Source organism: Micromonospora sp. L31, assembly GCF_052068075.1.
Classification (GTDB): Bacteria; Actinomycetota; Actinomycetes; order Mycobacteriales; family Micromonosporaceae; genus Micromonospora; species Micromonospora purpureochromogenes.
Window position 1 is genome coordinate 629,475 of the sequence record NZ_JBQHDC010000001.1, and the last position, 24,767, is coordinate 654,241.

The 24,767-nt window shown below is 70.8% G+C and carries 23 protein-coding genes and 1 pseudogene; 13 read left to right on the forward strand and 11 right to left on the reverse strand.

The window, feature by feature from the left end; all coding sequences use genetic code 11:
• Positions 1 to 72 precede the first annotated feature (72 nt).
• Genes ACTMS9_RS03105 through ACTMS9_RS03115 form a run of 3 tightly spaced genes read left to right on the forward strand, consistent with a single transcriptional unit; the run spans position 73 to position 3,745 of the window.
• Entirely contained in the window at positions 73 to 1,209 is a 1,137-nt protein-coding gene (locus ACTMS9_RS03105; RefSeq protein ID WP_441149056.1) for a glycosyltransferase, read from the forward strand.
• Positions 1,206 to 2,258, forward strand: coding sequence for a glycosyltransferase (locus ACTMS9_RS03110; protein ID WP_441149057.1), 1,053 nt, complete (start codon positions 1,206 to 1,208; stop codon positions 2,256 to 2,258). The genes ACTMS9_RS03105 and ACTMS9_RS03110 overlap by 4 nt, the downstream gene beginning before the upstream one ends.
• A complete protein-coding gene (locus ACTMS9_RS03115) occupies positions 2,255 to 3,745 on the forward strand; it encodes a glycoside hydrolase family 130 protein (RefSeq protein WP_441164061.1) in 1,491 nt (496 codons plus the stop codon). The genes ACTMS9_RS03110 and ACTMS9_RS03115 overlap by 4 nt, the downstream gene beginning before the upstream one ends.
• A gap of 33 nt (positions 3,746 to 3,778) precedes the next feature.
• On the opposite strand, the gene ACTMS9_RS03120 is transcribed toward ACTMS9_RS03115, so the two are convergent.
• The gene (locus ACTMS9_RS03120; protein ID WP_441149059.1) at positions 3,779 to 4,591 is read right to left on the reverse strand and encodes a SigB/SigF/SigG family RNA polymerase sigma factor; all 813 of its coding nucleotides are present in this window, start codon (positions 4,589 to 4,591) and stop codon (positions 3,779 to 3,781) included.
• A 336-nt stretch (positions 4,592 to 4,927) separates the two neighbouring features.
• Between ACTMS9_RS03120 and ACTMS9_RS03125 the strand changes: the two genes are divergently transcribed.
• Positions 4,928 to 5,092, forward strand: a complete 165-nt coding sequence (locus ACTMS9_RS03125) for a hypothetical protein (RefSeq protein ID WP_441149060.1) — start codon at positions 4,928 to 4,930, stop codon at positions 5,090 to 5,092.
• A gap of 31 nt (positions 5,093 to 5,123) precedes the next feature.
• Complete coding sequence (locus ACTMS9_RS03130) at positions 5,124 to 6,170, forward strand: fatty acid desaturase family protein (RefSeq protein WP_441149134.1); 1,047 nt, start codon at positions 5,124 to 5,126, stop codon at positions 6,168 to 6,170.
• A 119-nt stretch (positions 6,171 to 6,289) separates the two neighbouring features.
• Here ACTMS9_RS03130 and ACTMS9_RS03135 read toward each other — a convergent pair whose 3' ends face one another.
• The 3 genes from ACTMS9_RS03135 to ACTMS9_RS03145 all read right to left on the reverse strand — a co-directional run bounded on the left by ACTMS9_RS03135 (position 6,290) and on the right by ACTMS9_RS03145 (position 8,123).
• Positions 6,290 to 6,487, reverse strand: coding sequence for a hypothetical protein (locus ACTMS9_RS03135; RefSeq protein WP_441149061.1), 198 nt, complete (start codon positions 6,485 to 6,487; stop codon positions 6,290 to 6,292).
• 114 nt (positions 6,488 to 6,601) lie between these two features.
• Positions 6,602 to 6,976, reverse strand: a complete 375-nt coding sequence (locus tag ACTMS9_RS03140) for a hypothetical protein (RefSeq protein WP_441164425.1) — start codon at positions 6,974 to 6,976, stop codon at positions 6,602 to 6,604.
• Between the two features lie 520 nt (positions 6,977 to 7,496).
• Positions 7,497 to 8,123, reverse strand: coding sequence for a hypothetical protein (locus ACTMS9_RS03145; RefSeq protein WP_441164062.1), 627 nt, complete (start codon positions 8,121 to 8,123; stop codon positions 7,497 to 7,499).
• A 793-nt stretch (positions 8,124 to 8,916) separates the two neighbouring features.
• Between ACTMS9_RS03145 and ACTMS9_RS03150 the strand changes: the two genes are divergently transcribed.
• Entirely contained in the window at positions 8,917 to 9,666 is a 750-nt protein-coding gene (locus ACTMS9_RS03150; protein WP_441164063.1) for a GAF and ANTAR domain-containing protein, read from the forward strand.
• A 67-nt stretch (positions 9,667 to 9,733) separates the two neighbouring features.
• On the opposite strand, the gene ACTMS9_RS03155 is transcribed toward ACTMS9_RS03150, so the two are convergent.
• Positions 9,734 to 10,132: an STAS domain-containing protein gene (locus tag ACTMS9_RS03155; RefSeq protein WP_441164064.1), complete on the reverse strand. Its 399-nt coding sequence runs from the start codon at positions 10,130 to 10,132 to the stop codon at positions 9,734 to 9,736.
• A 1,336-nt stretch (positions 10,133 to 11,468) separates the two neighbouring features.
• Between ACTMS9_RS03155 and ACTMS9_RS03160 the strand changes: the two genes are divergently transcribed.
• The gene (locus ACTMS9_RS03160; RefSeq protein WP_441164065.1) at positions 11,469 to 12,176 is read left to right on the forward strand and encodes a hypothetical protein; all 708 of its coding nucleotides are present in this window, start codon (positions 11,469 to 11,471) and stop codon (positions 12,174 to 12,176) included.
• Between the two features lie 266 nt (positions 12,177 to 12,442).
• Complete coding sequence (locus ACTMS9_RS03165) at positions 12,443 to 13,435, forward strand: hypothetical protein (protein ID WP_441149066.1); 993 nt, start codon at positions 12,443 to 12,445, stop codon at positions 13,433 to 13,435.
• A 418-nt stretch (positions 13,436 to 13,853) separates the two neighbouring features.
• On the opposite strand, the gene ACTMS9_RS03170 is transcribed toward ACTMS9_RS03165, so the two are convergent.
• Positions 13,854 to 15,248 (reverse strand): hypothetical protein, encoded by a 1,395-nt coding sequence (locus ACTMS9_RS03170; protein WP_441164066.1) that lies wholly within the window; start codon positions 15,246 to 15,248, stop codon positions 13,854 to 13,856.
• Positions 15,249 to 15,353: 105 nt separating this feature from the next.
• Here ACTMS9_RS03170 and ACTMS9_RS03175 point away from each other — a divergent pair, with 105 nt between their 5' ends.
• From ACTMS9_RS03175 to ACTMS9_RS03185, 3 genes are all read left to right on the forward strand, one after another.
• Positions 15,354 to 16,058, forward strand: a complete 705-nt coding sequence (locus ACTMS9_RS03175) for an alpha/beta fold hydrolase (protein WP_441149068.1) — start codon at positions 15,354 to 15,356, stop codon at positions 16,056 to 16,058.
• 616 nt (positions 16,059 to 16,674) lie between these two features.
• Positions 16,675 to 17,172, forward strand: coding sequence for an RNA polymerase sigma factor (locus tag ACTMS9_RS03180; protein ID WP_210777039.1), 498 nt, complete (start codon positions 16,675 to 16,677; stop codon positions 17,170 to 17,172).
• Positions 17,165 to 18,061: a hypothetical protein gene (locus tag ACTMS9_RS03185; RefSeq protein ID WP_441164067.1), complete on the forward strand. Its 897-nt coding sequence runs from the start codon at positions 17,165 to 17,167 to the stop codon at positions 18,059 to 18,061. Before ACTMS9_RS03180 ends, ACTMS9_RS03185 begins: the two co-directional genes overlap by 8 nt.
• A gap of 56 nt (positions 18,062 to 18,117) precedes the next feature.
• Here ACTMS9_RS03185 and ACTMS9_RS03190 read toward each other — a convergent pair whose 3' ends face one another.
• Both ACTMS9_RS03190 and ACTMS9_RS03195 read right to left on the reverse strand, forming a co-directional pair.
• On the reverse strand, positions 18,118 to 18,408 hold the full coding sequence (locus ACTMS9_RS03190; RefSeq protein WP_441164068.1) for a tyrosine-type recombinase/integrase: 291 nt from the start codon (positions 18,406 to 18,408) through the stop codon (positions 18,118 to 18,120).
• 208 nt (positions 18,409 to 18,616) lie between these two features.
• Entirely contained in the window at positions 18,617 to 19,234 is a 618-nt protein-coding gene (locus tag ACTMS9_RS03195; protein WP_441164069.1) for a TetR/AcrR family transcriptional regulator, read from the reverse strand.
• Between the two features lie 48 nt (positions 19,235 to 19,282).
• Here ACTMS9_RS03195 and ACTMS9_RS03200 point away from each other — a divergent pair.
• Positions 19,283 to 19,819 (forward strand): annotated as a pseudogene (locus ACTMS9_RS03200) (GNAT family N-acetyltransferase); the annotation flags it as partial.
• Positions 19,820 to 20,645: 826 nt separating this feature from the next.
• On the opposite strand, the gene ACTMS9_RS03205 reads toward ACTMS9_RS03200, so the two are convergent.
• Both ACTMS9_RS03205 and ACTMS9_RS03210 read right to left on the reverse strand, forming a co-directional pair.
• Complete coding sequence (locus tag ACTMS9_RS03205) at positions 20,646 to 21,452, reverse strand: DMT family transporter (protein WP_441164426.1); 807 nt, start codon at positions 21,450 to 21,452, stop codon at positions 20,646 to 20,648.
• Between the two features lie 382 nt (positions 21,453 to 21,834).
• A complete protein-coding gene (locus ACTMS9_RS03210) occupies positions 21,835 to 22,773 on the reverse strand; it encodes a helix-turn-helix domain-containing protein (RefSeq protein ID WP_441164070.1) in 939 nt (312 codons plus the stop codon).
• Between the two features lie 81 nt (positions 22,774 to 22,854).
• Here ACTMS9_RS03210 and ACTMS9_RS03215 point away from each other — a divergent pair, with 81 nt between their 5' ends.
• The gene (locus tag ACTMS9_RS03215; RefSeq protein WP_441164071.1) at positions 22,855 to 23,448 is read left to right on the forward strand and encodes an MBL fold metallo-hydrolase; all 594 of its coding nucleotides are present in this window, start codon (positions 22,855 to 22,857) and stop codon (positions 23,446 to 23,448) included.
• 701 nt (positions 23,449 to 24,149) lie between these two features.
• Here ACTMS9_RS03215 and ACTMS9_RS03220 read toward each other — a convergent pair.
• Positions 24,150 to 24,752: a hypothetical protein gene (locus ACTMS9_RS03220; RefSeq protein WP_441164072.1), complete on the reverse strand. Its 603-nt coding sequence runs from the start codon at positions 24,750 to 24,752 to the stop codon at positions 24,150 to 24,152.
• Positions 24,753 to 24,767 lie beyond the last annotated feature (15 nt).

Here is a 24,767-nt window from a genome sequence, read left to right on the forward strand (position 1 = left end):
CGTGCGCCGTCACCGCGTGAGGTCCGCCCCCGTGCTCCCGGCGGCGGCCGACAACCGGAAGGCCCGACACCCATGCTCAGCTACGGATTCCTCAGCACCCACCCACCGACGCGGTGCGGACTGGCCACCTTCAACTCCGCCCTCGCCGCCCAGCTGACCGCCGACGGCGCGCGCGGCGGCATCGTGCGGGTCACCGACCGCGGCGACGACCAGCGGCCCGGGCCCGGGGTGGTGCACACCTGGTCGACGCGCACCCCGGCCGGCTGGCGGGCCGCTGCGGCCGCCCTGAACACCTACGACGTGGCCGTCGTGCAGCACGAGTACGGCATCTACCCCGGCGCGGACGGCGAGGACGTCCTGCCGCTGCTGCGCCGGCTCACCGTGCCGAGCATCGTCGTCCTGCACACCGTGCTCCGCCAGCCCTCCGCCCGGCAGAAGTCCCTGCTGGAGCAGATCGTCACCGCTGCCGGGGCGGTCGTCACGATGACCGACACGGCCCGCGACCGGCTGCTCGTCGGCTACACCGTGCCCCCGGGCAAGGTCACCGTCATCCCGCACGGTGCCGCCGAGCACGTCGGCGCACCCGTCGCCCGTCGTACCCGGCCGCACCTGCTGACCTGGGGGCTGCTCGGTCCGGGCAAGGGCGTCGAGTGGTCGTTACGGGCCCTCGCGCGGTTGCAGGACCTCGACCCGACACCCACCTACACCGTCGCCGGCCGGACCCATCCCAAGGTGATCGAGCACCAGGGGGAGGCGTACCGGTCGGGACTGCACCGACTCGGCGCGGAGCTGGGCGTCGCGCACGCCGTGGACTACCAGGACGTCTATCACGACCAGGTCGCGCTCGGCCGGTTGGTCCGCTCCGCCGACGTGGTGGTGCTGCCCTACGACTCCCGGGAACAGGTCACCTCCGGCGTGCTCATCGAGGCGGTGGCCGCCGGAGTGCCCGTCGTCTCCACGGCGTTCCCGCACGCCGTCGAGCTGCTCACCGGCGGCCCCGGTCTGGTCGTACCCCATCAGGATCCGGCGGCGCTGGCCGCGGCGATCCGGCGGATCCTGGTCGAACCGGGCCTGGCCGCCCGGCTCGCCGGGCGCGTTCAGCCACTGGCCGCGCACCTGCGCTGGCCGGCCGTGGCGGCCCGCTACGGCACCCTGGCCGAGCGGCTCACCGCCGCGCGCCCGTCCGTGGTCAGCGCGGCGTCGGCGTGACCGCGACCACCGGCCGACCCACCACGTCGGCCGGCCGGCGCGCGTCGGCGGCCCCCGCGCCGAGCTTCGCGCACCTCATCCGGTTGAGCGACGACACCGGCCTGTTCGAGCACGCCCGGCACGCCATCGTCCGCCGGGAGCACGGCTACTGCACCGACGACGTCGCCCGCGGCCTGGTCGTGACCAGCCGACAGCCGGACCCGACCGAGGAGGTGCTCCGGCTCGCGGAGCGCTACCTCGCCTTCCTGACCCACGCGCAGGACGCCGGTGGCGCGTTCCACAACCGGCTCGGTCACGATCGGCGCTGGACCGACCAGCCCGGGCTCGGCGACTGGTGGGGCCGGGCGCTGTGGGGGCTGGGCACCGCCGCCGCCCGCAGTCCCGCCGCCTGGATCCGGGAGGAGGCGCTGGTCGCCTTCAGCAGGGGTGCCACGCGGCGTGCCCCGACTCCGCACGCGATGGCCTTCGCCGGGCTCGGCGCGGCCGAGGTGCTGCGCCGCCACCCCGCCCACGCCGCCGCGGCCGCGCTGCTGGCGGACGCGGCCAGCGCGGTCGGCGGACCCGGGCCAGACCCAGGGTGGCCCTGGCCGCGGCAACAGCTGACGTACGCCAACGCGGCCCTCGCCGAGGTGGTCATCGCCGCCAGCCAGCTACGCCACGGCGGCCCACCCCTCGACGATGGGCTGCGGATGCTGGCCTGGCTGCGCGACATCCAGGTCCTCGACGGGCGGCTGTCGGTCGTACCCGTCGGCGGGTGGCGGTGCGGCGCGGTGCGGCTCCGCCACGACCAGCAGCCGATCGAGGCCGCCGCCTTCGCCGACGCCTGCGCCACCGCCGCCACGGTCACCGGCGACCCCGGGTGGGAGACCGGGGTGCGGCAGGCGGTCGGGTGGTTCCTCGGCGACAACGACGTCGGCACGGCGATGTGGGACGCGGAGACCGGCGGCGGCTACGACGGGCTGACAGCGCACGGACCCAACCTCAACCAGGGTGCCGAATCCACCCTCGCGCTGATCTCCACCCTGCAGCACGCCGGGCGGTGGGCGTGACCGGGACCCTGGCCGTCCGGCACGGCGTGACCCTCACCCCGGATCCACGCCGGGTCATCGCCAAGCTCTTCGTCCCCGGCGAGGACGCCGCGGTGGTACGTACCCGCGCGGGAGCGCTCATCGACCGCGTCGCGCACCTCGACGACGAGGAGACCGGCAGGTTGCTGCGGGACACCTTCGACCGCTTCGGCACCCGGCACCGCGACCTGGCGGGCACGTTCCACCACCACTACGACCTCGTGCGGCACCGCATCGCCCGGGCCCGTGACCTGTCCCCGACCACCCGACTCCTGGTCGGTGCCTACTTCAGCCACGAGTACGCGGTCGAGTCCGCCGCGCTGTGCAACCCGTCGATGGTCGCCCACCCCGACCAGACCAACCTGGACGCCGGGCAGTTGCGCGTCGCGCTCAGCCTGCGCCAGATCGGCGAGGGCCACCTGTCGTCCATCGGGTTCGCCACGGCGATCGTCGGACCCGGGCGCCGGCTCACCGTCGCCGACCGGTCCGGCCCCCTGGTGGTCGGGCAGCGAACGGGCGTACGGCACCGTCGGGACCTGCTCGCTGCCGGCCTGGCCGAGGAAAACTGGGACAACGAGGTCACCGCCACCGTGCTGGACGCCCTGCCCGACCGGTACGACGAGGCTGCCTTCGAGCGGGTGCTCGGCAACCTGCCACCGGACCTGCTCTCGCGCAGCACCGGGCTGGACACCCTCGAACACCTGCGCCGCATCGACGCCGCGAGCTACGCCACGACCTTCCCCGCCGACACCGCCCTGCACGAACGGGTGCTCTGGCCGGCCACTCCGGCGGAGAGCAACGGCATGGAGGACGCCCGGTTCGTCAGGTTCACCGACGAGTCCGGACCGGTGTACCGGGCCACCTACACCGCCTACGACGGACGGCGCATCGCCACCCGCGCGCTGGCCAGCACCGACCTGCGTCGCTTCGAGGTGACCCCGATGCGCGGGCCGGGCGCCCGCAACAAGGGCGTCGCGCTGTTCCCCCGTACCGTCGGCGGCCGTCACCTCGCGCTGTGCCGCGCCGACGGCGAGACCATCGGTCTGACCTGCCTGGACGGCGACAACCGGTGGCAGGAGCCGACGCCGCTGCACGCCCCCCGGGACAGCTGGGAACTGATCCAGGTCGGCAACTGCGGATCCCCCATCGAGACCGACGCCGGCTGGCTCGTGCTCACCCACGGGGTCGGCCCGATGCGCCGGTACGCCGTCGGGGCGCTCCTGCTCGACCTGCATCGACCGGAGCGGGTAATCGCGCAGCTTCCCGGCGCGCTCCTGTCACCCGACCCGGCTGACCGGGACGGCTACGTACCCAACGTCGTCTACTCCTGTGGCGGGCTGGTCCACGCCGGGGAGCTGTGGCTGCCGTACGGGGCCAGCGACGCCCGGGTCGGGTTCGCCACCGTACCGGTGGCCGCCCTCGTCGCGGCGATGGTGGAATCCCCACCGCGCGGCGGCCGGGACGGTTGAGCGCCGGGGCTGCGGTCCTGATGGACCGGCGGTTCAGGGGCGCTCGGCGGAGAGATGGCCGCGCAGGGTGGCCAGCGCTCGGGTGATGAGCCGGGAGACGTGCATCTGCGAGATGCCGATCTGCTCGGCGATCTGGCCCTGGGTGAGATTGCCGTGGAAGCGCATGTTCAGGATCCGGCGTTCGCGTTCCGGCAGGGTGGCGAGGGCCGGGCCGAGGGCGACGCGGAGTTCGACGAGGTCGAGGCCGTGGTCGTGGGCGCCGAGGGTGTCGCCGAGTTCCGTGCTGCCGTCGGCACCGGTCGGGGTGGACAGGGAGGTGGCGCGGTAGGCGCGGGCCCCTTCCAGTCCGTCCAGGACCGTCTCCTCGGGCAGGTCGAGGTAGGTCGCGATGTCGGCCACGGTCGGTGAGCGCCCCAGGGTGTGGCTGAGGGTGCTGTTGGCCTCGGTGATCGACAGACGAAGCTCCTGCAGGCGGCGGGGCACCCGCACGGCCCAGGTACGGTCGCGGAAGTACCGCTTGATCTCGCCGATGACGGTCGGGATGGCGTACCCGGTGAAGTCGACGCCCCGGGTGGGGTCGAAGTTGTCGACGGCCTTGATCAGCCCGACCGCCGCCGTCTGGGTCAGATCCTCGTCGTGTACGCCGCGTCCCGAGTAGCGGCGCGCCAGGTGGCGGGCGAGCGGCAACCACGCCTCGATGGCGCGTTCCCGCAGCGCCGGGCGACGGGGGTCGTCGGCCGGAGTCGTGGCCATCATCGCCAGGAGGGCATCCGCGCTGTCGGCGCTCTGCGCGCTGCTGCGCTGGCCGAAGCGGGTGCTGGTCGTCGGTTCGAAGGTGGTGACCATGGGTGTGGCCTTCCCGCACGGGCCCGCTGATCGAAACGACCGGAAGATCTCCGAACCGGCTGTCGCCGGAGCGCACGTACGGGCTGGTGCGCTGTCGCAAGGCCACGATCACGGGCCTCGCCACCGCGTCATGTCGTTCACTTGATACCGCGAACGCTACCCGAAAGGCGGATCAATTGCTATCCGAAAGTATGAGGTGCCGCAGCGTGGCGGCCGGTGACTCGGCGACGGCAGGAGGATCACCCAATCCGCCCCGACACGGCTCGGCGATGGCTGACACTGAAGGTGAAAGGGCACCGGGTCAGCCGGCAGCCGGCCGTCAGGGGGGAGTGCATCGTGACATCGGGATCGATGACCGAACGGATCAAGGGTCTGCTCAACAGCCCGAAGGGTCGTGACCTGATGCGGTTCGGCCGCACCCAGGCGGCCAAACCCAGCACCCAGCAGAAGCTTCGACAGCTCATGGAGCGGGTGACCGGAGGACCGGGTCGACGTCGCTGATCAACTGACGAACCCGACGGCTGGACATGCGATCGTGAGTGACACCAGCATTGGCGCCGACCGCCAGCGCGGCAGTGACTACGCCGACCTGTCCCGGCAGGTCCGGGCCGCGGGTCTACTCGAGCGACGGCGGGGGCACTACGCCGTGCGGATCGGCCTCGTCGTCGCGTCCTTCGTCGGACTGTGGAGCCTGTTCGCCCGGTTGGGTGAATCGTGGTGGCAGCTGGGCGTCGCCGCGGCCCTCGCGGTGGTCTTCGCGCAGGCCGGATTCATCGGCCACGACGCCGGGCACCGGCAGATAGCCCGTACGCGGCGCGGAAACGACCTGATCGGCATGGTGCACGGCAACCTGCTGACCGGGCTCAGCTACGGCTGGTGGGTGGACAAGCACAACCGGCACCACGCCCACCCGAACACCGAGGGCAAGGACCCCGACATCACGGTGGCGCCGCTGTCCTTCACCACCGGCCAGGCCCGGCGACGGCGCGGCCTCGGCGCGCTCGTCGTCCGCTTCCAGGCGTACCTGTTCTTCCCGCTGCTCCTGCTGGAAGGCCTGCACCTGCACGCCAACAGCGTGAAGGCTCTCCTCGGCCCACGCCCCATCGCGCGTCGGCCCGCCGAAGTCGGACTGCTCGCCCTGCACCTGGGTGGCTACCTCGCCGCCGTCCTGCTGGTGTTGAGCCCGGCGCAGGCCGTCGCGTTCATCGCGGTCAACCAGGGGGTGCTCGGCCTCTACCTCGGCTGCTCGTTCGCGCCCAACCACAAGGGCATGCCGATCCTCGCTGCCGAGGACAACGTCGACTATCTGCGGAGGCAGGTCCTCACCTCGCGCAACGTGCGCGGTGGGCGGTTCGTCGACGCCCTGCTCGGTGGGCTGAACTACCAGATCGAACACCATCTGTTCCCGAGCATGCCGTGCCCGAACCTGCGCCACGCCCGGCCATTGATCCGCCGGTTCTGCGCTGAGCACGACATCGACTACCACGAGACCACCCTCGGCCGCTCCTGGGCCGAGGCGCTGCGCCACCTGGACGACATCGGATCCGGCGAGCCGCGGACGGACGCCGCGCTGCGCTGAGGCCGGGTTCCCGCGTACCTCGTGGGTCTGGTCCGGTCCCGAAGGCGTCGCGGCCTGCTCACCGCTCCTCGACCTCGGCCCGCCCGTGGTCCCTGGGACGGGTGGCCGGCGGCGTCGGGTCAGTCGCGCTGCTCCGGGTCGTCACCCCTGGTCGCCGTCGGCCGCTTGGAGGGGCGGGTCGGGGTCACCGTGAAGGGATGGCGCAGCTGCCGCATCGCCTCCTCGCTGCCGTCGAAGGTCACGCCCGGGTCGTCGAGCTCGTCGCTGGTCGGCGTGGCGAGAAACAACGCGGAGCGATCATTGTCGTTCGATGTCATGCAACAGTCCCATTTCGGCAGGTGAGGAGCGCACTGGTTCGCGGACCAGTTCTCGCCGCGGCATTCGTGGTAACCGGCCGGCGCTCGCACTGGCGCTCGGTGGCGGTGTCTCGATCACGGGCGACCGCCCGGCGACACACCCCGAACCTTACCCGGCGTTGTCATCCGTCGTGCACCGCCGCCGCAGCGGGCCGCCTGCCGGCCGCGACGCGCGGTCCGACCCCTGCCCCCGGCGAAGCGGGTGAGGGCCGTCGTCAGGTCCTGCTCGGGCACCGTGTAGTCCAGCCTCGCCAACCAGCCGGCAAAGGCCGCCAGCAGGGCCACGGTGACGTCCTCACCCGGACAGCGGTGCCCGGTGCTCGGGTCGGCCCCGCCCTGCGGGATCAGCTCGTACGGGTCGGGAGCACGCCCGACGAATCGCTGTGGGTCGAAGCGGTACGGGTCCGGCCACAACGCCGCGTCGTGGTTCTGGCCGTAGATGTCGAGCAGGACGAGCGAGCCGGCGGGAACGTGCTGGCCCTGCCCGGTGGCCGAACAACGTCCCCTGTACCGGTTCCGGGATGGCCGTGTGCCGTCGCACGTGCCGTTCGTCGTAGCAGAACCGCACCGCGTCGGGCCCGCGCAGCGCGAGCGCGCGCTGGCCCATCACCCGGGTCTGCACGGCGGGTCCGCCCGCGCGGCGCCACAGCGCAGGTAACCAGGCGTAGCCGTCGAGCATCAACCCGAGGGTGTCGTCCAGATACGGTCCGCGCTGCTCCGTCATGAGTTGTGCAGTGCCCACTGCCCGGAGCGCAAAACGCTCGCTCAACCGGCTGCCAGGACACCGGAAGTACCGTCACCGCCTGCGTGAGCGACCGGCGCCGAGGGCTCGTACCGGGCCGCCGACGTGATGCCCGTCTGCCGAAACTGCGGTGCCGGCGCTGCTCGGTCACCTTCCAACGAATTCGTACGAGTCAGGAATGGTGCGCACCACGGGTGGGCGGTAGGCGTAGATGGCCCGCTGCCTCGCCTAGAAGGTCTCTCGCGGTAGCCAGCCGAGGAAGCGGTGTCGTAGCTGTTGTTTGTTGGCCCGAGGTAAATCGAACAGGGCTGCACTGAAGCAGGAGCCCAGGTAGATGCCGAGCGCGGGCCGGGTTCCGCCGAATTCCGCGAGAAGTTGGCTCTGTTTCGTGGCGCAGGGCCATTCATGAGCGCAGCCGCTGCAGACCCAGGTGGGTGGCATGGGTAGGTGTGTCTCGGCCGGAGCGGTGGCTGGATCCGTCGGTCTGGGCAGAGGCGGTCTCCGGTGCAGATCGTCCGCAACAGGTAGGTGACAGGTCGCCGCGGCGAAGGTGGCTGCTGTGCGCACGAGGGCTTCCGGGCCGGGCTGCTGCGCGAGCAGGGCTGTGAGGGTGTGGTGCGCCAGAAGGTCCAGCCCCGCGCGGTCGATGTCCAGTGTTCTGCACAGCGACACGAGCACGAGGGGCCCTGGCCAGGTGTCCTCGGTCAGGACACAGGTGATCATGTCGTTGAGGAGCGCGCCGACGGCCTCGGCGTGTTCGGTGAGGGCCGGTGGGGCGTTTGGGTCCCGACTGATGGTGGAGGTGGTTTGGCTGACGGTGTTGCGAATGATCGAGGTGCCGCGGAAAACATTCACTGGGTTCCTCCTCGTCAGCAAAGTTCAGGAGTTTGCCGTAAAGGCAGTCGAGTGACCAAGCGTCAGGAGGCGATTGCGCACCGTTTCAGGATGTGGTGGTGACCTGTCGTGATGGTAGAGAACCATTTCGATGCGCGGTGCGGATCGACGCAACTGCTGACTGAACAGTCAGTTGTGCGGCCGTCCTCCTGGCTCCGGTCCTGATAAGACCGGTCCCTGCGAAGGTGACGGCGTTGTTCGCCGGCGCGCGCCTGTCGCACGTCACCCGCCCGAGCCGCCATCCGCCGGACTGGCCCTCGGACCTCCCGCCCCGGAGATCCTCGCCTACTCGTTCGTATCCCGAATCCTGCGTGCTCCGCGGGAACGCTCTCCGCGGCAGGAGGAATACATTGAGGGCCCTGTAGTTCGCATCCGCGGTATCGGGTGCGGCGAACCGGCGTCAAGGAAGCGGCGTAGGTCCCGGCTCCGCCCTGGTGGGTCCGTGCAGCGGCCCGTCAGGTGCGGGCTGCCATCCGCGCGTTCTCCTCGGCTTCGGTTCCGGGCTGGGCGTGCCGGTCGTGAGGATTTGGTGCGATGACTCGCCCCCTGCCGACGGACCCCGCTGACGCGTTCGCCGAACTCGGCCGTATCAAGCTCGGCGAGGTCGGTCTCGACGATGTCCTGCAGCGGGTCGCGGAACTCGCCAAGCGGGTGCTGCCCACACCGGTGGAGGTGTCGGTCACGCTGGTACGCGGTGGGACAGCGCACACGGCGGCGTTCACCGACGACCTGGCCCGCCGGACACCCTGGCCCGTTGCCACCCTTCCCGGCCACGCTGCTCGGGGAGATGAGCATGTCTTCGCCCCGGCCCGACCAGCCGTCTCACGACCTGACGGACGCGCTGCTCGTGCTCGCCGGCCTGCCCGACGACGCTCCCGCACTGCCGGAGCAGCTGCTCGCCATCGTCCGACTGGCCGCGGAGGTGGTGGGCCCGGTGGATTTCGCCTCGGTCACCGTACTCGCCGCCGACGGGCACCGGACCGACGCCGCCAGCGACGAGGCGGCCAAGGCCCTCGACCTGGCCCAGTACGCCGACAACGCCGGCCCCTGTCTGGTCGCCCTGCACACCGGCGAGACGGTCGGGGTGTCCGACGTCGCCGGCGCGGTGGTGTGGCCGGGCTTCCGGGACGTGGCCTGGCGGTACGGCGTCCGGGCCTCGCTGTCCTTCCCGGTCTTCGCCGGCAGCGGCAACCTGGTTGCCGCTTTGAACCTCTACTCCCGCGACGCCGCCGGCATGCGGCTGCTGATCCAACGCGTCGAGTCCTGCTACCACACCGGGCGGACCCAGGTGCTGCCCCGGCTGGACGCCGGCAGCGAGCAGCTGCTAACCGGGCTCGCCGGTGCGTTGCGCACCCGTGACCTCATCCAACGGGCGCTCGGGCTGCTGATGGACCGGGACCACATTCCGGCCGGACCGGCCTACCGGCGGCTGGTCGAGGCGACCGAACCGGGCCGGCCGCTGACCGGAACGGCCACCGCCCTCCTGCACCAGCACGCGAGGTAACGGACCGGTGGGGTCACCCACTATGCCGTGTCCGTCGGCCGTCGGGAGGCGCGGACACGGTGAGAGGTCACCGGTCCGATGGACCGCATCGCTGGTCAGGATCGAGGTAGCAGCCGTCTCGTCCAAGCTCATCGGGGTGCCGGTCAGCGCCAGCAGGTAGGTGATGCACGGGGCCGCGTCGCGCAGGGTCCAGCTGGTGAGCGTGAGCGGCGGCGCGTTGCGTCTGCAGCAGGGCGCTGATGCCGTGGGCGCTGAAGAAGGTCACCCCGGCGAGGTCGAGTACGAGCCGTGCGGGACGCGCGTCGATCGCGTCTTCGCTCAGCTCGGTGATGAGGTGCGCCGCGCTCATGTCGACCTCGCCGCAGACGGCGATCACCGTCGCCGGTCCTTCGACGCCCAGGGACAAGGTCATGATCGGTACGGCGGGCTCGGTGTCGGGGCCAGTGGGCCGTTCGAGGGTGGACATGTCGCCTCCCGATGGAGCATCGGTCAGTCGGTCCTCCGCGCGCCCGTCGAGGCGCGCTGGCGGACCCTGGGCGCATGTCTTGACCCGCGGACCACCCTACCCGCGGGCCCGGCCCCTGATGGTGATGCGCGGGGAGTACCTCCTCGCCCGGTGACTGGTGGCGATCACCGTGGATGTCCTCGGCCCACGGCAGAAAACCGAAGTGGTGCTGTCTCAGCGGCCTCTTACGACGCCCGGCTGGACTCCCAGCCGGTGCTCGCACTCGTCGGTCAGCGCCCCGTACGTCCGCTGGGCCGAGTTGCTGGGCCTGCACGGCCTCCGGGTCACCACGCCGGCGGAGGTCGACCCATGGTCCCCGAGCTGGCCAAGTGCGTACGGACGAACCTGGACTGCGCCGATCTCTGCGCCACCATGGCACGCGTGCTGTCCCGGCACACCGGCTACGACGCGAACATCACCCGCGGCGTGCCTGGCCACCATCAGCTGACGCCGATGACGCCGGCACCGGCACCACGGCCGGCGCCGGCCTGCTCACGGTGTCATCGCTTGGCCTCGTGCTTGGCCATCTGGGGCTGCTCACCCTTGCCGACCCTGTGCAGCGCCTCGCGCAACTGCTCCTCGGTCATCTTGGAGTTGCCCTCGATGCCCGCGTTGTGGCCTGCTGGCGAAGATCGTGCAGCCTTTCCCGGTTACCCATCTCGACCTCCCCGTCGTGCGGTGGCGCGGGCGGCTCCGCGCCACTGTCGCCCTTCGTCTTCCCGGAGCTTCGGAGGGCAAACGACCTCAGCCGGCGTCCGGATGAACCGGCGCCGGCGAGCACTCATGGAGCAGCCCACGATCCACCAACGGGTGGCGCCCGGTGGCTCGGCAACCGCTCTCGCACGATGCGGCGGGGTGTGGCCATGCCCCATTGGCGGAGGCCGCACAGGATTTGTCCGCGCCGTCGCGCGACCGACCGGCGCCTCGGCGCCTGGGCGGTGGCGTCGACTCCGCGGTGTGTCGGAGGGTGCCTGGACGGTCACTCCGGCACAATCGCAGGCGTTGGGGTGAACGAAGGCCGTTCCATCGGAGGTGCCTGTTGTCGCGGTGTCCAGGCCGGCTGGCTCGGTGGACGCTGCGCGGCGCTCTCCTGATCGGAGGCGTCGTCGGTCTTTGGGGTTTTCACGAGGCGGTTGCGGATGACGCTGCTCGGGCCGCCGGGCCCACGGCGTCCTGCACCCTCGGCAACCTGCTCGGCGCCGGCGGAACCCTCCTCGGCGGCTCCCTGGAGTGTGAGCCTTTCTCGCCCACCGGCGCTGCGATGGAAAGCCCGTCAGACCGCGTCGGCGGCGAGATAATGCTCGCAAGCTGGGGCCAACTGGCGGGCCTGGACGTACCGGTGCGAATGCCGACGGATGAGCGGTCGGCGAGTGTGCAGATTGCAGTAGGCCAGGTGGTGGACCGGACGGCAACCGCCGACGCCGAAACGGTCGTCGAGAAAGCCACCTCGGCGACGCGTCCAGTGGGCCTGGCGTCGCCTGTCGTGGAAGAGTTCGGCGGGACAGGCCTGCTGGAACCGGTCGGCACTGCCGTCCGGGCAGTGACCGAGCCGGTCGTTGACGTTCTACCGCCCGCTCTGGCGCCGGTGCTCGGCCTGATCCAGCCGATCATCGGCTTACCCGCCGCACCGCCGTCGACGGACGAGGCGCCACCGGTCGCGACGCCCACCACGATCGTCCGGCCCGTACCACCGATGGTTGCGGTCCAGCCGGCAGCCCCGGGGGCGGCGCGGACGTCCGTGACAGCATGCCTTGACCCGCGGTCGCCGAAGGCGGTCGGGACGAGTCACGTGCAGTGGGCAGGCGACCTGGTCCACACCCCCGGGTTGACTCAGGGCGCTCCCGCCAACGCCGCCGGCCACGGCTCCGCCTCCGGCGGGACAGGAATCCCGGCTGACGCTTCGCCGCGCTCCTGGGCCCCGGCCCTGCAACCTGTCGGCGGTTACGTCACCGGATGCGAGAAGCTCGCGAGCCGCTCCGGTCAACCGGCCACCAGGCCCGCCTGAGCAACCTCGGCACCCTCGCCCGAGGCGGGACAGCCGCGACCACCATTCGCCCACACAGGCACCGTCCTCGACGCTGCCACCTGGGTTCCGGTCCCGCCTGCACGGCCCTGCGCAACCGCTTCTGCCCGTACCACTCCTGGCTTCATCGGCACGGTTCGTGAAGAAGAAGCCGCCTCTGCTTCCGGGCGTCATGACGTCCCAGAACTCTGCACAGCCGGCGGCAACGCCATCGCTGAGCAGCCCGCACCTGCTACCCGGAGAACCGCGTGATCAACAACCTGCCCGTCTGCCGCGCCCATTGGCACGACATCCCCCACATCGTCGATCTTGTCGTCGGCCCCTTCGCCGACAGCACCATCGGCGCATGGCTCGTACCCGACGAACACCGTCGGCGGGACATCCTCAGCGCCGTCGTCCGAGTCTGGACCGAACACGCTCTGCTATTCGGCGAGGCATATCTCCTGCAGGACAATTCCGCCGCCTCCGTGTGGCTGCACCGTTACGGTCCCCTCTCACCGCCAACCGCGTACGGCGAGCGGCTCGCCGTCGCCTGCGGCGAATACGTGGACCGCTTCCTGCACCTCGACGACGTTCTGCAGATGCACCGACCCCGCGGTCCGCACAACCACCTGGCGTTCTTCACCGTCGCGCCAAAGCCGTACCGGGTCAGGCGGGCCAGCACCCTGCTCGCCACCAGCAACGCTCGAATGGGCCAGGCGCTGCTGCCCACCTACACGGAGGTGACAACCCTCGCCGACCGAGACCTGTACGCACGGCACGGCTACGTCCCCCTCGAAGCCTTCACTCTCCCGGACGGCAGCACCACCTATCCCATGTGGCGCACCCCAAGGCAGCGTCGGCCCCGCGACCGTTCATTCACCCCACCCACCCGCCCAAACCAGCCCGCCCCCGCCCTGAAGAACCTGCCGATCCGGCTCGTCCTCGACACATCCGCCATCCTCGCGTTCACCGAGGGCTCGACCGCCGTGGGCGAAGCGATCGCCAAGGTCGCCGACGAGGGATGCGCCTTCGGGCTACCCGTGATGTGCCTGGCCGAGGCAGCCCGATCAGTCACCGACACCGACCGGCTGGACCTCCTGGTCAACCACCCGGCCGCGGCGGTGCTGACCGTCGACCCGCTCCAGTGGAAAACCCTCGCCGCCACCCACCGCGCGGTCGGCCGGCTCGACACCGCGGGCGCTCTACTCGCGGCAGCGGGCAACGACTGCAGGGTTCTGACCGATCAGCCCGGGCAGTAGGGAAACCGACCTAGGCAGGCAAACGATCAGCTCGGCTGCGCCATCATCCGCTGGCGCCGACTCCAACACTCAAAGAGTTAGGAGTTCTTACTAGCTCTCACCGGCCCGGATTCCAGTGCATCGTCCACCGGGTTCAGCCTGAGCGCTGCCGGGCGGTGGGCGGCTATGCGTCAGCCGTACTGTCGGACGCCTTTTGTGTGGCGGGGAGTAGCCGGCGCATCAGCAGCCACGGTGGTGCCGTCGGCGAGATTGCCGTCCCTCCCGGCGAGGATTGGTTGCGCGAGCCAACTGGCGGTCCCGGGCAGGTGAATTCCGCAAGGACGTTGAGATGGGCACCGCGCAGATCGGTCTTTCCGCAGGTGCGCGCCCGGTCGTCACCAAGACACCCGATCCGCTGTTGCTGCAGGAGCCCATTCCCTCAGGTGGCGTGAAGTTGTACCCGCGGGTATCGGCCCGGTGCGTTGCGCACGAACATCTCGAAGTCGGCCAGCGACAGGGGCTTCGGCATGGGACGGCGGTCCGGGATTGCGCGTATCGCGCGCTGGTAGTTGAAGAACACTCCCGGGTCGTTGGGATACCGGTTGGGTGACACACCTGCGAAGACGCCGGCGACGCGGGCTCGCCGTAGCAGCTCGCGCCACTGGTCGGCGCTGGCCGTGCCCACCGATTCGACGCCGTGGCAAAACAGCCCGAGGTGCAGGTGATCGTACTCGTCGCCGCTGTCCAGATAGCGGTGGGCGGCGTCGAGAGATGGCTGAACAGGGAAAGCCGTCCAGTAGGGGACCGCGCCGGTGCGTAGGGTCCACCATGGGTCCAGCAACATGAACGAGTCGATCAGTAGCCGGTCGCCCGGTAGGCCGCGTTGCCGGTACCACCAGCGGTACAGGTCAGCGATCATCGGGCTGAGGTCCTCAGGCTCGTCAAACACCAGCCTGCTCACCCGGTAGCCGTGGCGGTTCGCGAAGGCGGCGATGTCGTCGTGGAGCGCCGGCTCGAAGCCCCATTCCGCTTCCGGGCTCTCCGCGTCGGGTGGCGGCGCCTGCCATCTGCTCACCGGCGCGCCGTAGCGATGAAGATATTCGGCGACCCGCGGCCCTCCGGCGCGGTACTCCTGCGGTGACATGCCGCCGACGGCACCGAACTGGAACAGGTGCCGGTCACCGATGCGGGTCGTGGGCCACCGCTGGCCGCATTCGGCCGTCAGGATGACGCCGCCCGGTTCGAGGACGTCGGTGAGGAACTTTTCGTACGCTCGACCCAGCCGGATGCGTTTGATCCGGAAGTATGCCATTCGGCGCAGCGTGAGCCGGTCCTGGTTCGGATCGTGCATGTGATGCAGCACGAGGTCGGGGTTGCGGTCGAGCAACGCGCGGGCGGTGGAGTCGAATGCGTGCGCGGCCCGCATCGGATCGTCGGGCGAGACCCTACGCTGGCGTACGGGCAGCAGCAGCGTCTGCGGCAGCCAGGGCACTCCCAGCGCGGCGCAGAGGTGAATCAGCGCGCCATTGGAGGCCCCGATCATCGCAGCGGGGTAGCGGCGGCGCGGATACAGCCCGGCAATCGATTCCGCTACGGCATCAATGTCGACACCAGCAATGTCCGACTCGGGGCGGCCCTCGGCGCCGCTGAACACGCTGTAGATCCACTCGCGGGTGCGCAGTGGCAGCCTGGCGGCAACGGTGGCGGCGGGCCGCAACACCCGGAGGGCGGGTTTGCCCAGCGGTGGCGTGTCCCGGCCGTGCAGGAACCGCGCCAACGCAACGGCCATCGCGGAGGCGGAGTCGAAACCGGCGATCTCACGGGGCAACTTCATAGGCACCTCCGGCCGATTCATACCCGCCCGCACGGGTACCAGCAGGCTATGCCCCAGTTTCCGCGCGATGTGACCACGTCATACCACGACGGGATCCTGGGTCGGATGCGTAGCCGCGCGATCGGTGCGCCGCGGCCTGGCGTCCCGGAGGTCGTGCTCGTACAGGGCATGGCTGTGGCCGACTACCTGCTACCGGGCTTGGCCGCGTTCGGCCAATGGACCCGCGCGCACCTGGTGGAACTGCCCGGATTCAGCGGCAGCGGCGATCCGCCGCACGAACTGTCGGTGCCGGAGTTCGGGCGCGCCGTGGCCGAATGGCTGACCAAGCGGGATCTCGGCCCTGTTGTCCTGGCGGGGCATTCCAGCGGCACCCAGGTAGCAGCCGAGGCCGCCGTGATCCACTCCGGCGTTGCCGGGCTGGTACTGGCCAGTCCCACCGTTGATCCCGTCGCCCGCGGCCTGGTGCGTCTGCTCGTGCGCTGGCAGCTCGACGGCCGCCACGAGCCTCCGGGCCTGACTGAGTCGCACCGGCCGGAGTGGAAACGCGCCGGCCTGCGTCGGCTGGTTCACCTGGTGCGGGTTCATCTGCGCCACGTCATGGAGGAACCATTGGCGCGGCTGACCGTGCCGCTACTGGTCCTGCGCGGTGAGGAGGACCGGCTGAGCACCCCGCAGTGGGGGCGGCGACTGACCGGTATCGTCGCGGACGGCCGGTACCGCGAACTTCCGGGCGCTCACACCTTTCCCTGGCGAGACCCGCAGGCGTGGTCGGAACCGGTGCGCGCATTCGCCCAGACGGTGAGGCCGTAGGATCATCGTGCCCGCGCCCAGTGGGGCTCCTGGCTACGTGGGGATCCACTGGCAGGTAGGCTGCGCCCTCGCGCCCTCGTAGCTCAGGGGATAGAGCATCGATTTCCTAAGACGGTGCTCGATGCGCGTCCGCAGGCTGACAACCTGCATCCTCTCTGATTTTCCTTGCGTGCCGGTCGCATCGGATCGTGTGCCCACACTGCCAATCGGCCGTCGTTGATCAGGACGACGAAAAGCACTGGCCCAGCTTCTCTGAGAGCATCGACAGCTGGTACGCCGGCGGCAGTGGCGTCGAGAGCTGCCCGCACTGCGGCAAGTCGGCCGGTCTCAACGAGTGGCACTGGAGCCCTCCGGGGGGCTTCGGCTACCTCGGCTTCGAATTCTGGAACTGGCCGCCACTTGATCCTGGCTTCATCGCTGACGTTGCCAATCTTCTCGGACACCGGGTCACACCCTGCGGAAAGATCTAGTGGCTGACGGCGGTGCTTCGTGTCCGTGCTTCCGGAACACTGCGTGCCCCCCGCCAGCTCCGGAGCGAAACCACTGCCCCGCAGGCAACCGCCGGCGGGGGTGCGGCGTGACTAGGGGTACGACCAGGCGGGGAGGGAGGGGACGCATGTCAGGCGAGGAGAGCTTTGACGCGTTCTACCGAGGTAGCAGGCAGCGGCTCTACGACTGCCTGTACGCCCTCACGGGCAACGCCGCCGATGCGCAGGACGTGGTGCACGAGGCGTACGCCCGGGCCTGGCAGCGTTGGTCGACGGTCGGCGAGTACGCCGATCCGGAGGCCTGGGTACGGACGGTCGCCCGCCGCGTCGCGGTGAGTCGCTGGCGGCGGGCCCGTTCGGCGCTGAATGCCTACCGTCGGGCCGGCCCGCCGCAGGACGTGCCCGGCCCCAACCCGGACAGCGTCGCGCTGGTCGGCGCCCTCGCCCAGTTGCCGCCCGCTCAGCGGACCGCCTTGGTGCTGCACCACCTGGTCGGTCTGCCGGTGGCCGACGTGGCGCGGGAGACCGGCGTGCCCGAGGGCACCGTGAAGGCCCGCCTGTCCCGCGGCCGGCGAGCGCTCGCCAACCTGCTCGAGGCGACACCTTCGGAGGCGCACAATGTCTGACGGATTCGAGAGCACGTTCGCGCCGCTGCGGGGGCAGCAGCCGCCGGCGCCGTTCGCGTTCCCCGAGGCGGTCCGCCGTCGCGGACGGCAGCGCTCGCAGCGCCAGGCGGTCGTAGCCGGCCTGGCCGTCGTCGCCGTGGCGGGGGCGGGGGCGGGGGCCGGCTGGGCCGCGAACCTCGGGCCGGGCGACGGCTCGCCAACCCCCGGCGCCAGCCGGACGGCCGTGGCGCCGAGCGGCACCGGGTCGCCGAGCGTGGCGCCGAGCCCGACGACCCCGGCAACGAGCGCCCCGCCGAGCCCGAACGGCAGCGGCAGGCCCGACCCCGGCGCGGCGGACCTGAGCACCCTCATGCTCCGGCCAGCGGATCTCGGGCCGGGTGCGTGGCGGAAGCAGCTGCCCAGCGAGCCGTTCTCCGGCGACACGTGGCGCTGGGCCGACCTGTGCGCGGCCTACCGCAGCTCCGACTACCCGTCTCTGCGCCGGCAGGCGGACCTCGACTTCACCGGGTACGCCACCGGGTCGGCCGGGTACGTCTACGAACACCTGCACCGGTATGCGGGCGGGTGGGGCCCGCGGGCGCTCGACGACGTACGTCACGTGCTGGCGACCTGCGCCGGCACGGCGACACCGTCGACCGCGCCCGGAAGTCCGGCGCCCCGCAGGTTCACCGTCGTGGGCACCGGCTTCGCCGGGGACGAGGCGCTGCTCGTCCGCGAGGAGCAGTGGAACTACGAGGGTGAGACGCTTGCAGCCGATCCGATCGTGACGCTCGTCGCGGTGGTCCGGGTCGGCGACCTGGTCGGCACCGTGATGTTCTCGCCCGACCGGGACGAGCCGTACGCGCGGATGGTCGCCACGGCGGCGGCGGGCCGGCTCGCGGCGGGGTAGCCGACGGCGGACGCGCGTGGCGACAGCTCGGGGCGGGCGGGGTGCGCTGCGGCCGGTCAGCTGCCGGAGGTCGCGGCGGCCACCAGGAAGGACGCATCCCGGTCCAGGGAGTCCTTGTCCCGGTCGTACCGCTGGGTGGTGCGCGGGTCGGCGTGGCCCATAGCGCGCTGCCGGTCCTCGAGGTCGGCGCCCTTCCTCCGGGCGATGGTGTTCCAGGGGTGCCGGCAGGCGTGCGGGCTGGTCTGCTTCCAGCCGGGCAGGCCGGCCGCCGTGGCCAGCCGGCGGATGAACCTGGCCACCTCGTGGCGGTCGATCCGCTCGTTCTTCGCCACCGCGGCAGTATCCACCGCAGCCATCGATCCTTCAGACCTCTGCCAAGCCCTCGCTATCAAGATCCTCGGAACCGCCGTGCAGGTGTTCGGATCCGGTAGTTGACCAAGCCCGCGAGCAGCTCATCCGACTTTCCAGCAAGACCGGCCGCATCCCGACCGCGTGGCTCAACCGCCTTGCCGCCGAGCGCGAACGGCAAGTTCACTTGAGCTCGGCTATACCCGCTTACATATCACGGCGCGGCGGGCGGGCTGTGGTGGCGAGCGTTGCCAGGTAGTCGTCCAGGAGCCGGATCTGCCGCTCGGGCGGGAATTCCTCCGCGCCGAACAGCGCCTGCACGATGAGGCCGAGCGCGAAAGACTGGACCGCCGCCGCGATGTCGTCCGGATCACACGGGGGCAGCTCCGCGAGGCGTTGCGCCGCCTGCACATGGTGGCGGATCCGCTCGCGCGAGCGCGCGTAGCGGGCCGCGTGCCCGGCGGCGAGGTCCGGGTCAGCCAGCGCGGCGTCCCACGAGCTGACCCAGATCCGGTTGTCCGCGGCGGCCTGCGGCGTCAACGGAAGGATGTCCATCAGTATCGCCCGTAATGCGGCGAGCCCCTCGGGCTCGGGTGCGATGCGCCGCGGCCGTGCCGCACGGTGCTCGTCCAGCAACGTCAACGCGTGCGCGACCAGGTCCTTCTTGTTTGGAAAGTAGTGCGTGAGCAGGCCGGTCGTCGCGCCCATCTCGGTGGCGACCGCCCGTAGCGTCAGGCCGCCGAACCCGTGCGCGGCCAGCACCCGCCACACGGCCCCGGACACGTCGCGGCGGCGGGCGTCGTGGTCTCCCTTGTGACGTGGCATGCCGACAGGCTACATTCACGCAACATTCGTTATGTAAATGGAGGTTCCGTGTTTGCCACCGCGCTGCGCGACAACGCCGAGCTGCGGGGGCTCGAGCCGCACCACGCCGAGGAGTTCCTGGCCCACCTGGACCGCGCCCGCACGCACATCGTGCCCTGGGTGGGCGCGAGCTTCGTCGCCTCCGACCTCGACTCCGCGCGATCGGTGCTCCAGCGCTACGCGGACGGCCAGGCCGCCGACCGGCAGCGCCTCTACGGCATCTGGCTCGACGACACCCTGGTCGGCGGCACCATGTTCGTCAGCTTCGACACCGCCCTCGGGGTGTGCGAGATCGGCTGCTGGCTCGAACCGGCCGCGGAGGGACAGGGGCTCATCACCCAGGTGGTCCGCATGATGATCGACTGGGCCTTCCACACACGCGGCCTGGCCTACGCTCAGTGGTGCACCCTGCCGGACAACACCCGCAGCATCAACGTGGCCAAGAGGCTTGGTATGAGCCTTGACGGCACGCTGCGGCAATACAACCCGGGCGCCGACGGGCTTCGGCGCGACAAGCAGGTCTGGTCCGTGCTCGCCACCGAATGGCCTGAATCCACCCACCTCGGAGGGGGTGCCGACGTCAAGGCCGAGCTCGACCAGCTGATGCGCACCTTCCTCGGCGCGTTCACCAACACCGGCGGCAGCGGGCCGAACGTCGACGTTGTCCGCGAGGTGTTCATTCCGCAAGGAACGGTCATCATGAACGTCGGCACCGAACCCGTGATCTACGACCTCGACGCGTTCATCGCGCCTCGGAAGAAGATCCTCACCGACGGGACGTTGACTGAGTTCTCCGAATGGGAAGTCGCCGAGCGGACCGAGATCTTCGGGTCGGTCGCGCACCGGTTCAGCCATTACCGCAAGTCCGGTGTCCGCGACGGCGAGTGGTTCGAGGGCTCCGGCCACAAGACCACCCAGTTCGTCCGGACGCCCGACGGCTGGAGGATGAGCTCGATGGCCTGGGATGACGTCCGATAAGGACCCCGGCCTGTCCGGCACCGCGATGCGGGAACGTCCGCCAGGCGTGGTCGAACCTGCTCGCGTGGGCATGTAGACGATCGCGGATCTCGCCGAGGCGGGCAAGCTTCGAGCCGAAGTGAGCGCCGTCCTCGCGCAAGCAGACGGGCCCACAAACCGGCCAAGGTGCCACACGGAACCGGCAAGATCCCCTCTTGGCCGGATAGTCCTGGCCCTCATTCGAAATTGCTGGTAAGCCGGACAGTCGGCAACGCCGGCCCCGGGGCGTTGCTCGCTCGCCGACTCCGGGGATTGCCGCAAGTGTGCGGTCGACCAAGGTCGGAGGTCGGGAGCCATGGCGACCGTCGGGGGCCCGGACAGGTGTTGTTTGCAGTCCTGGCCCGGGCCAGGACTGCTAGCGGTGCGAGTGGCGGGTGTTAAGCAGGATGGCCGTGGTGAGCAGCCCGGCGCCGATGAGACCGGTGGGGCTGAGACGGTCGCCGAGGATCCAGGTCGCCAGGACCGTTCCGACGAGTGGTTCCAGCAGCGCCATCAGTGCTGCGGTACCGGCCGAGGTGGTACGCAGCCCTCGGAAGTACAGGGTGTACGCCACGGCGGTGGGCGCCGTACCCAGGAGAAGCAGTAACCCGATGGAGGCCCAGCCCGGGGTGAAGCTCATGCCCGACGTCTCGGCGGCGAGCGGGGCGAGCGTGGCTGCGCCGATGGTGAAGCCGAACCCGGTCGCGGCGAGATCGTCGAGGCCAGGAACGGGTCGGGCGCTGACGAAGGTCATGGTGGCGAAACCGCCTGCCGAGAGCAGCGCCAGTGCGGCTCCGGCAAGCACGCCCGAGATGCTGTGACCGCTGGACGGTGTGCCGACGAGCAAGGCCAGACCGGTGACGGCCAGTGCCACTGCCGCGAGGATCGGCACGCTGATCCGCCGCCGTCCGGTGATCCACTCGGCGATCAGGACCAGGACGGGTGACGCGCCGATGGTGAGCAGGGTGGCGACGCTCACCGTGGTGAGTGATACCGAGGCGAAGAAGCAGGCCTGGAAGACGGCGGCGAGCATGCCGAGCACGGTGATGCGGGTCCAGGCGTGCCGGCCGCGCGGCAGCGGCCGTCGGATCAGCACGAGCGGGACGACGATGAGGGTGCCGCCGATGGCAAGCCGGTACGCGGCTACTGCCAGCGGCGATAACCCCGTTTCGAGGGCGAGCAGGCTGCCGGAGGGACCACCGGTGCCCTACAGCACGCCTGCGGATACGAGCAACCACAGGCCGGTGGCGGAGCCTCGAGCGGCGGCCACCGGGTGTTCGAAGATAAGCATGAAGGAATCGCTCCTGCGACGAGAAGGAACAGGTCGCGGAAGCGGGACGTACCGAACTCAACGATGCGTGAACCGCGCGTTCAGCCCACACAACGGCTGGACGCGATGAGAAGAGCCGCCCCGCTCAGGAGCGCGGCGGTGCGATGATGTCGAAGGTCCGGTGCATGATCCAATCCTATTGGCGACCCGGCAGCGACGCCATCTTGTATCGAACGGTGCACGGCCAGCAGGAAAGGTCACCTGGTACGGCAACAGATTCGGGTAATGGCGGTCCTCAGACGGTGGGGCGGCTGCCGAAGGCATTGCGGTAGGTGCGTGGCGGCACGCCGCGGCGGCGCACGAACTGCTCGCGCAGCGCGGCCGCGGAGCCGAACCCGACCTGCCGGGCGACCTCCTCGACCGGCAGGTCGCTGGCCTCCAGCAACTCCTCGGCCCGGTTGAGCCGTTGTGCCAGGAGCCAGGCGTGCGGGGTGGTGCCGGTCGCGTCGGCGAACCGGCGCAGGAACGTGCGGCGGCTGGTCAGCGCGCGGGCTGCCAGCTCGTCGATGGTCAGCCGCCGGTGCGTGTTGGCTTGTGCCCAGGCCAGCACCGCGCCGAGCCGCTGGTCCTCGAAGCCGTCGGGCACGGGCGCGGTCACGTACTGCGCCTGCCCTCCGTCGCGGTGCGGTGGGATCACCAGGTCGCGGGCGACGTCGTTCGCGGCCGCGGCGCCGTACTCGCGGCGGATCAGGTGCAGGCACATGTCGAGGCCCGCCGCGGCACCGGCGCCGGTGACGACCGGGCCCTCGTCGACGTAGAGGACGTCGGTGGTCAGCCGTACCGCCGGGTAGCGCACGGCGAACTCGGCGGCGAAGCGCCAGTGCGTGGTCGCCCGGCGCCCGTCCAGCAGGCCCGCCTCGGCCAGCACGTACGCGCCGACGCAGTGGCTGGCGACGGTCGCGCCGCGGGCCGCCGCCGCCCGGAAGGCGTCCGCGACGGACGGTGGCGGCTCCCGGAAACGGCTGCCCGGCAGCGCGATGATCAGGTCGGCCGCGGCGAGCCGGTCGAGCCCGGCATCCACCTGCACGGCGAGCCCCAGGTCGGTGCTCACCGGGCCGGGCTGCTCGGCGCAGACGTCGAAGGCGAAGCGGCCGGTGAAGATCTCGCCCACCAGGCCAAGACCGAAGGCCGCCACGCCTGCGGGGGCGTACGCCGCCACGGATCGGATGACCATGCGGTGATGATGGCACGTTCCTTGCGATCGGTGGCAGCCGTGCCACTCGTCCTGATCGGCCGGACGTCGCACGATTGCCGCATGACCGACGCACCCCGCGGCCGCAGCGCCGCCTTCCACGTCCTGAGCACCGGCTACACGACCTCGACCGGCCCGGGCGTGGCCGCCACCGTCTCCCTCGTCCTCGATGGTGAGCTGCGCATCGTGTTCGACCCGGGCATGGTCGCGCACCCGTCGGCGATCCTGGATCCGCTCGCCGACCTCGGCCTCCGGCCGGAGGATGTCACCGATGTCGTGCTCAGCCACCACCATCCGGACAACATCATGAACGTGGGGCTGTTCCCGCAGGCACACGTGCACGACCACCAGGCGGTCTACCGCGGCGACCAGTGGACCGATCGCGACGCCGAGGGCTTCACGTTCTCCGACTCCGTGCGCCTGATCCGCACCCCGGGCCACAGCCACGAGGACGTCACCATGCTCGCCGGCACGCCCCAGGGTGTCGTCGCGTTCGCCGGTGACCTGTGGTGGCGGGCGAACGGGCCGGCCGACGACCCGGTCGCACCGGACCGCGTACAGCTGAAGGCCAGCCGGGAGCGGGTCCTGGCCGCAGCCGACATCCTGGTGCCCGGCCACGGCGCACCGTTCGTGCCGGACGGCACGACGCCCCGGTAGTCGTACCGCCATCCGGCGGTGCGATTCGGCGGTCGGGTCAGCGGGCGGCCGCCTGGCGCGGCGAGGGCGGCCCGCCTACCTCCGCCCGGGCTTGGGGGACGCCCCCCGAAGCTCTGTCGGCGCGATCGCGGCCTCGATGCCCATGTCGGCGTCCTCGGTCGCAACCCGGGTTCGTGTGCTCGGGGTGTGGTCCTGGGCTGGGAGAACAGGGTCCGGGTGACGTGGGTGAACGTGGGCCACTCCCTGCCACCCCAGGTGAACGCCCGGATCGCTAGACTAGGCCCTCGCGCCCTCGTAGCTCAGGGGATAGAGCATCGGTTTCCTAAACCGACGCCGATCGATCGGTGCAACGGCGTGACCTGCTGTATCGCCGTCCCATCTGCTCATTCCTTGGTCGCATTTGCCACAGTCTGCTCGGTCGGTCGGTGTTCGGTCGCTGTTGCCTTCTGAGCCTTGGCCCACCGATGAACCGGTAAGGGGCGGCCGACCTCGAGGACTATCGAGGAAGCCCTGCGGCAGAACGAGAAGCAGCAGCGCGGGACGCAGCGACACGACTGACAACCCGCCCCTCACGTGAGGCCCGCCCGCGCCTCGCGTGAGCTCGTCCACGTACTGCGGGTACACGTACCGGGCTCTGGCGGGAGCGGGCACAGCTCTCGCTGGGTAAGTCGCTGTTGCAGGCGCGTTCCTGGCGCTGGGGGTTAGCCGGTGAAGTCCGTGCGGAGCCGGTCGACCAGCCGCGCGGCGAACGCCTCGACCGCGGACGCCACGTCCGGGCCCAGGCCCGCTTGGGCGAAAGTACGGTTTCCGAGGGGCGTCACCATGACCTCGACGAAGAGGTTGCCGTCCCGCAGGTAGAGGGCGTCGCTGGTGTCGTCGTGCCGGTGGGACATCAGCTCCACACCAGGCAGCGCACCCTCGGTTGTCTCCTTGACCAGGCGGGTGTCGTACGCCAGGCGTGAGCCCTCCGGAGACTGGTAGGTCGCCATGCCGACGCTGACCACGACGACAGGCCGCTTCGCCGGGCCGTAGGACCGGGTGCACTGGACGCCTCCTGTGTACAGGAAGTTGGCCGGGACCAGCCAGTTGCTGGAGACCGGATCCTCGGCAGGGGACAGCTGGACCACCGGCTTCAGGCCCTCGAAGTCGATCGCGGAGCATGCCTGCGCCGTCAGGGCGTAATGCGGGGCGGCGACGCCGGACGACGGCGACGCCGACGTGGTCGCCGTCGTCCGCTCCGTCGCCGTGCAGCCGGCAAGGGCGAGGACGGCGGCCAGCAGGCCGGCGCACATATGGGTTCGCATCGCAGCTCCAACGTC

Bases quoted from the DNA above. Each gene is read 5' to 3' on its own strand.
- ACTMS9_RS03105 (WP_441149056.1), top strand. From the start codon at position 73: ATGCTCAGCTACGGATTCCTCAGCACCCACCCACCGACGCGGTGCGGA.
- ACTMS9_RS03120 (WP_441149059.1), bottom strand. From the start codon at position 4,591: ATGGTCACCACCTTCGAACCGACGACCAGCACCCGCTTCGGCCAGCGC.
- ACTMS9_RS03135 (WP_441149061.1), bottom strand. From the start codon at position 6,487: ATGACATCGAACGACAATGATCGCTCCGCGTTGTTTCTCGCCACGCCG.
- ACTMS9_RS03155 (WP_441164064.1), bottom strand. From the start codon at position 10,132: ATGTCCACCCTCGAACGGCCCACTGGCCCCGACACCGAGCCCGCCGTA.
- ACTMS9_RS03160 (WP_441164065.1), top strand. From the start codon at position 11,469: ATGCTCGCAAGCTGGGGCCAACTGGCGGGCCTGGACGTACCGGTGCGA.
- ACTMS9_RS03170 (WP_441164066.1), bottom strand. From the start codon at position 15,248: ATGAAGTTGCCCCGTGAGATCGCCGGTTTCGACTCCGCCTCCGCGATG.
- ACTMS9_RS03175 (WP_441149068.1), top strand. From the start codon at position 15,354: ATGCGTAGCCGCGCGATCGGTGCGCCGCGGCCTGGCGTCCCGGAGGTC.
- ACTMS9_RS03180 (WP_210777039.1), top strand. From the start codon at position 16,675: ATGTCAGGCGAGGAGAGCTTTGACGCGTTCTACCGAGGTAGCAGGCAG.
- ACTMS9_RS03185 (WP_441164067.1), top strand. From the start codon at position 17,165: ATGTCTGACGGATTCGAGAGCACGTTCGCGCCGCTGCGGGGGCAGCAG.
- ACTMS9_RS03195 (WP_441164069.1), bottom strand. From the start codon at position 19,234: ATGCCACGTCACAAGGGAGACCACGACGCCCGCCGCCGCGACGTGTCC.
- ACTMS9_RS03210 (WP_441164070.1), bottom strand. From the start codon at position 22,773: ATGGTCATCCGATCCGTGGCGGCGTACGCCCCCGCAGGCGTGGCGGCC.
- ACTMS9_RS03215 (WP_441164071.1), top strand. From the start codon at position 22,855: ATGACCGACGCACCCCGCGGCCGCAGCGCCGCCTTCCACGTCCTGAGC.
- ACTMS9_RS03220 (WP_441164072.1), bottom strand. From the start codon at position 24,752: ATGCGAACCCATATGTGCGCCGGCCTGCTGGCCGCCGTCCTCGCCCTT.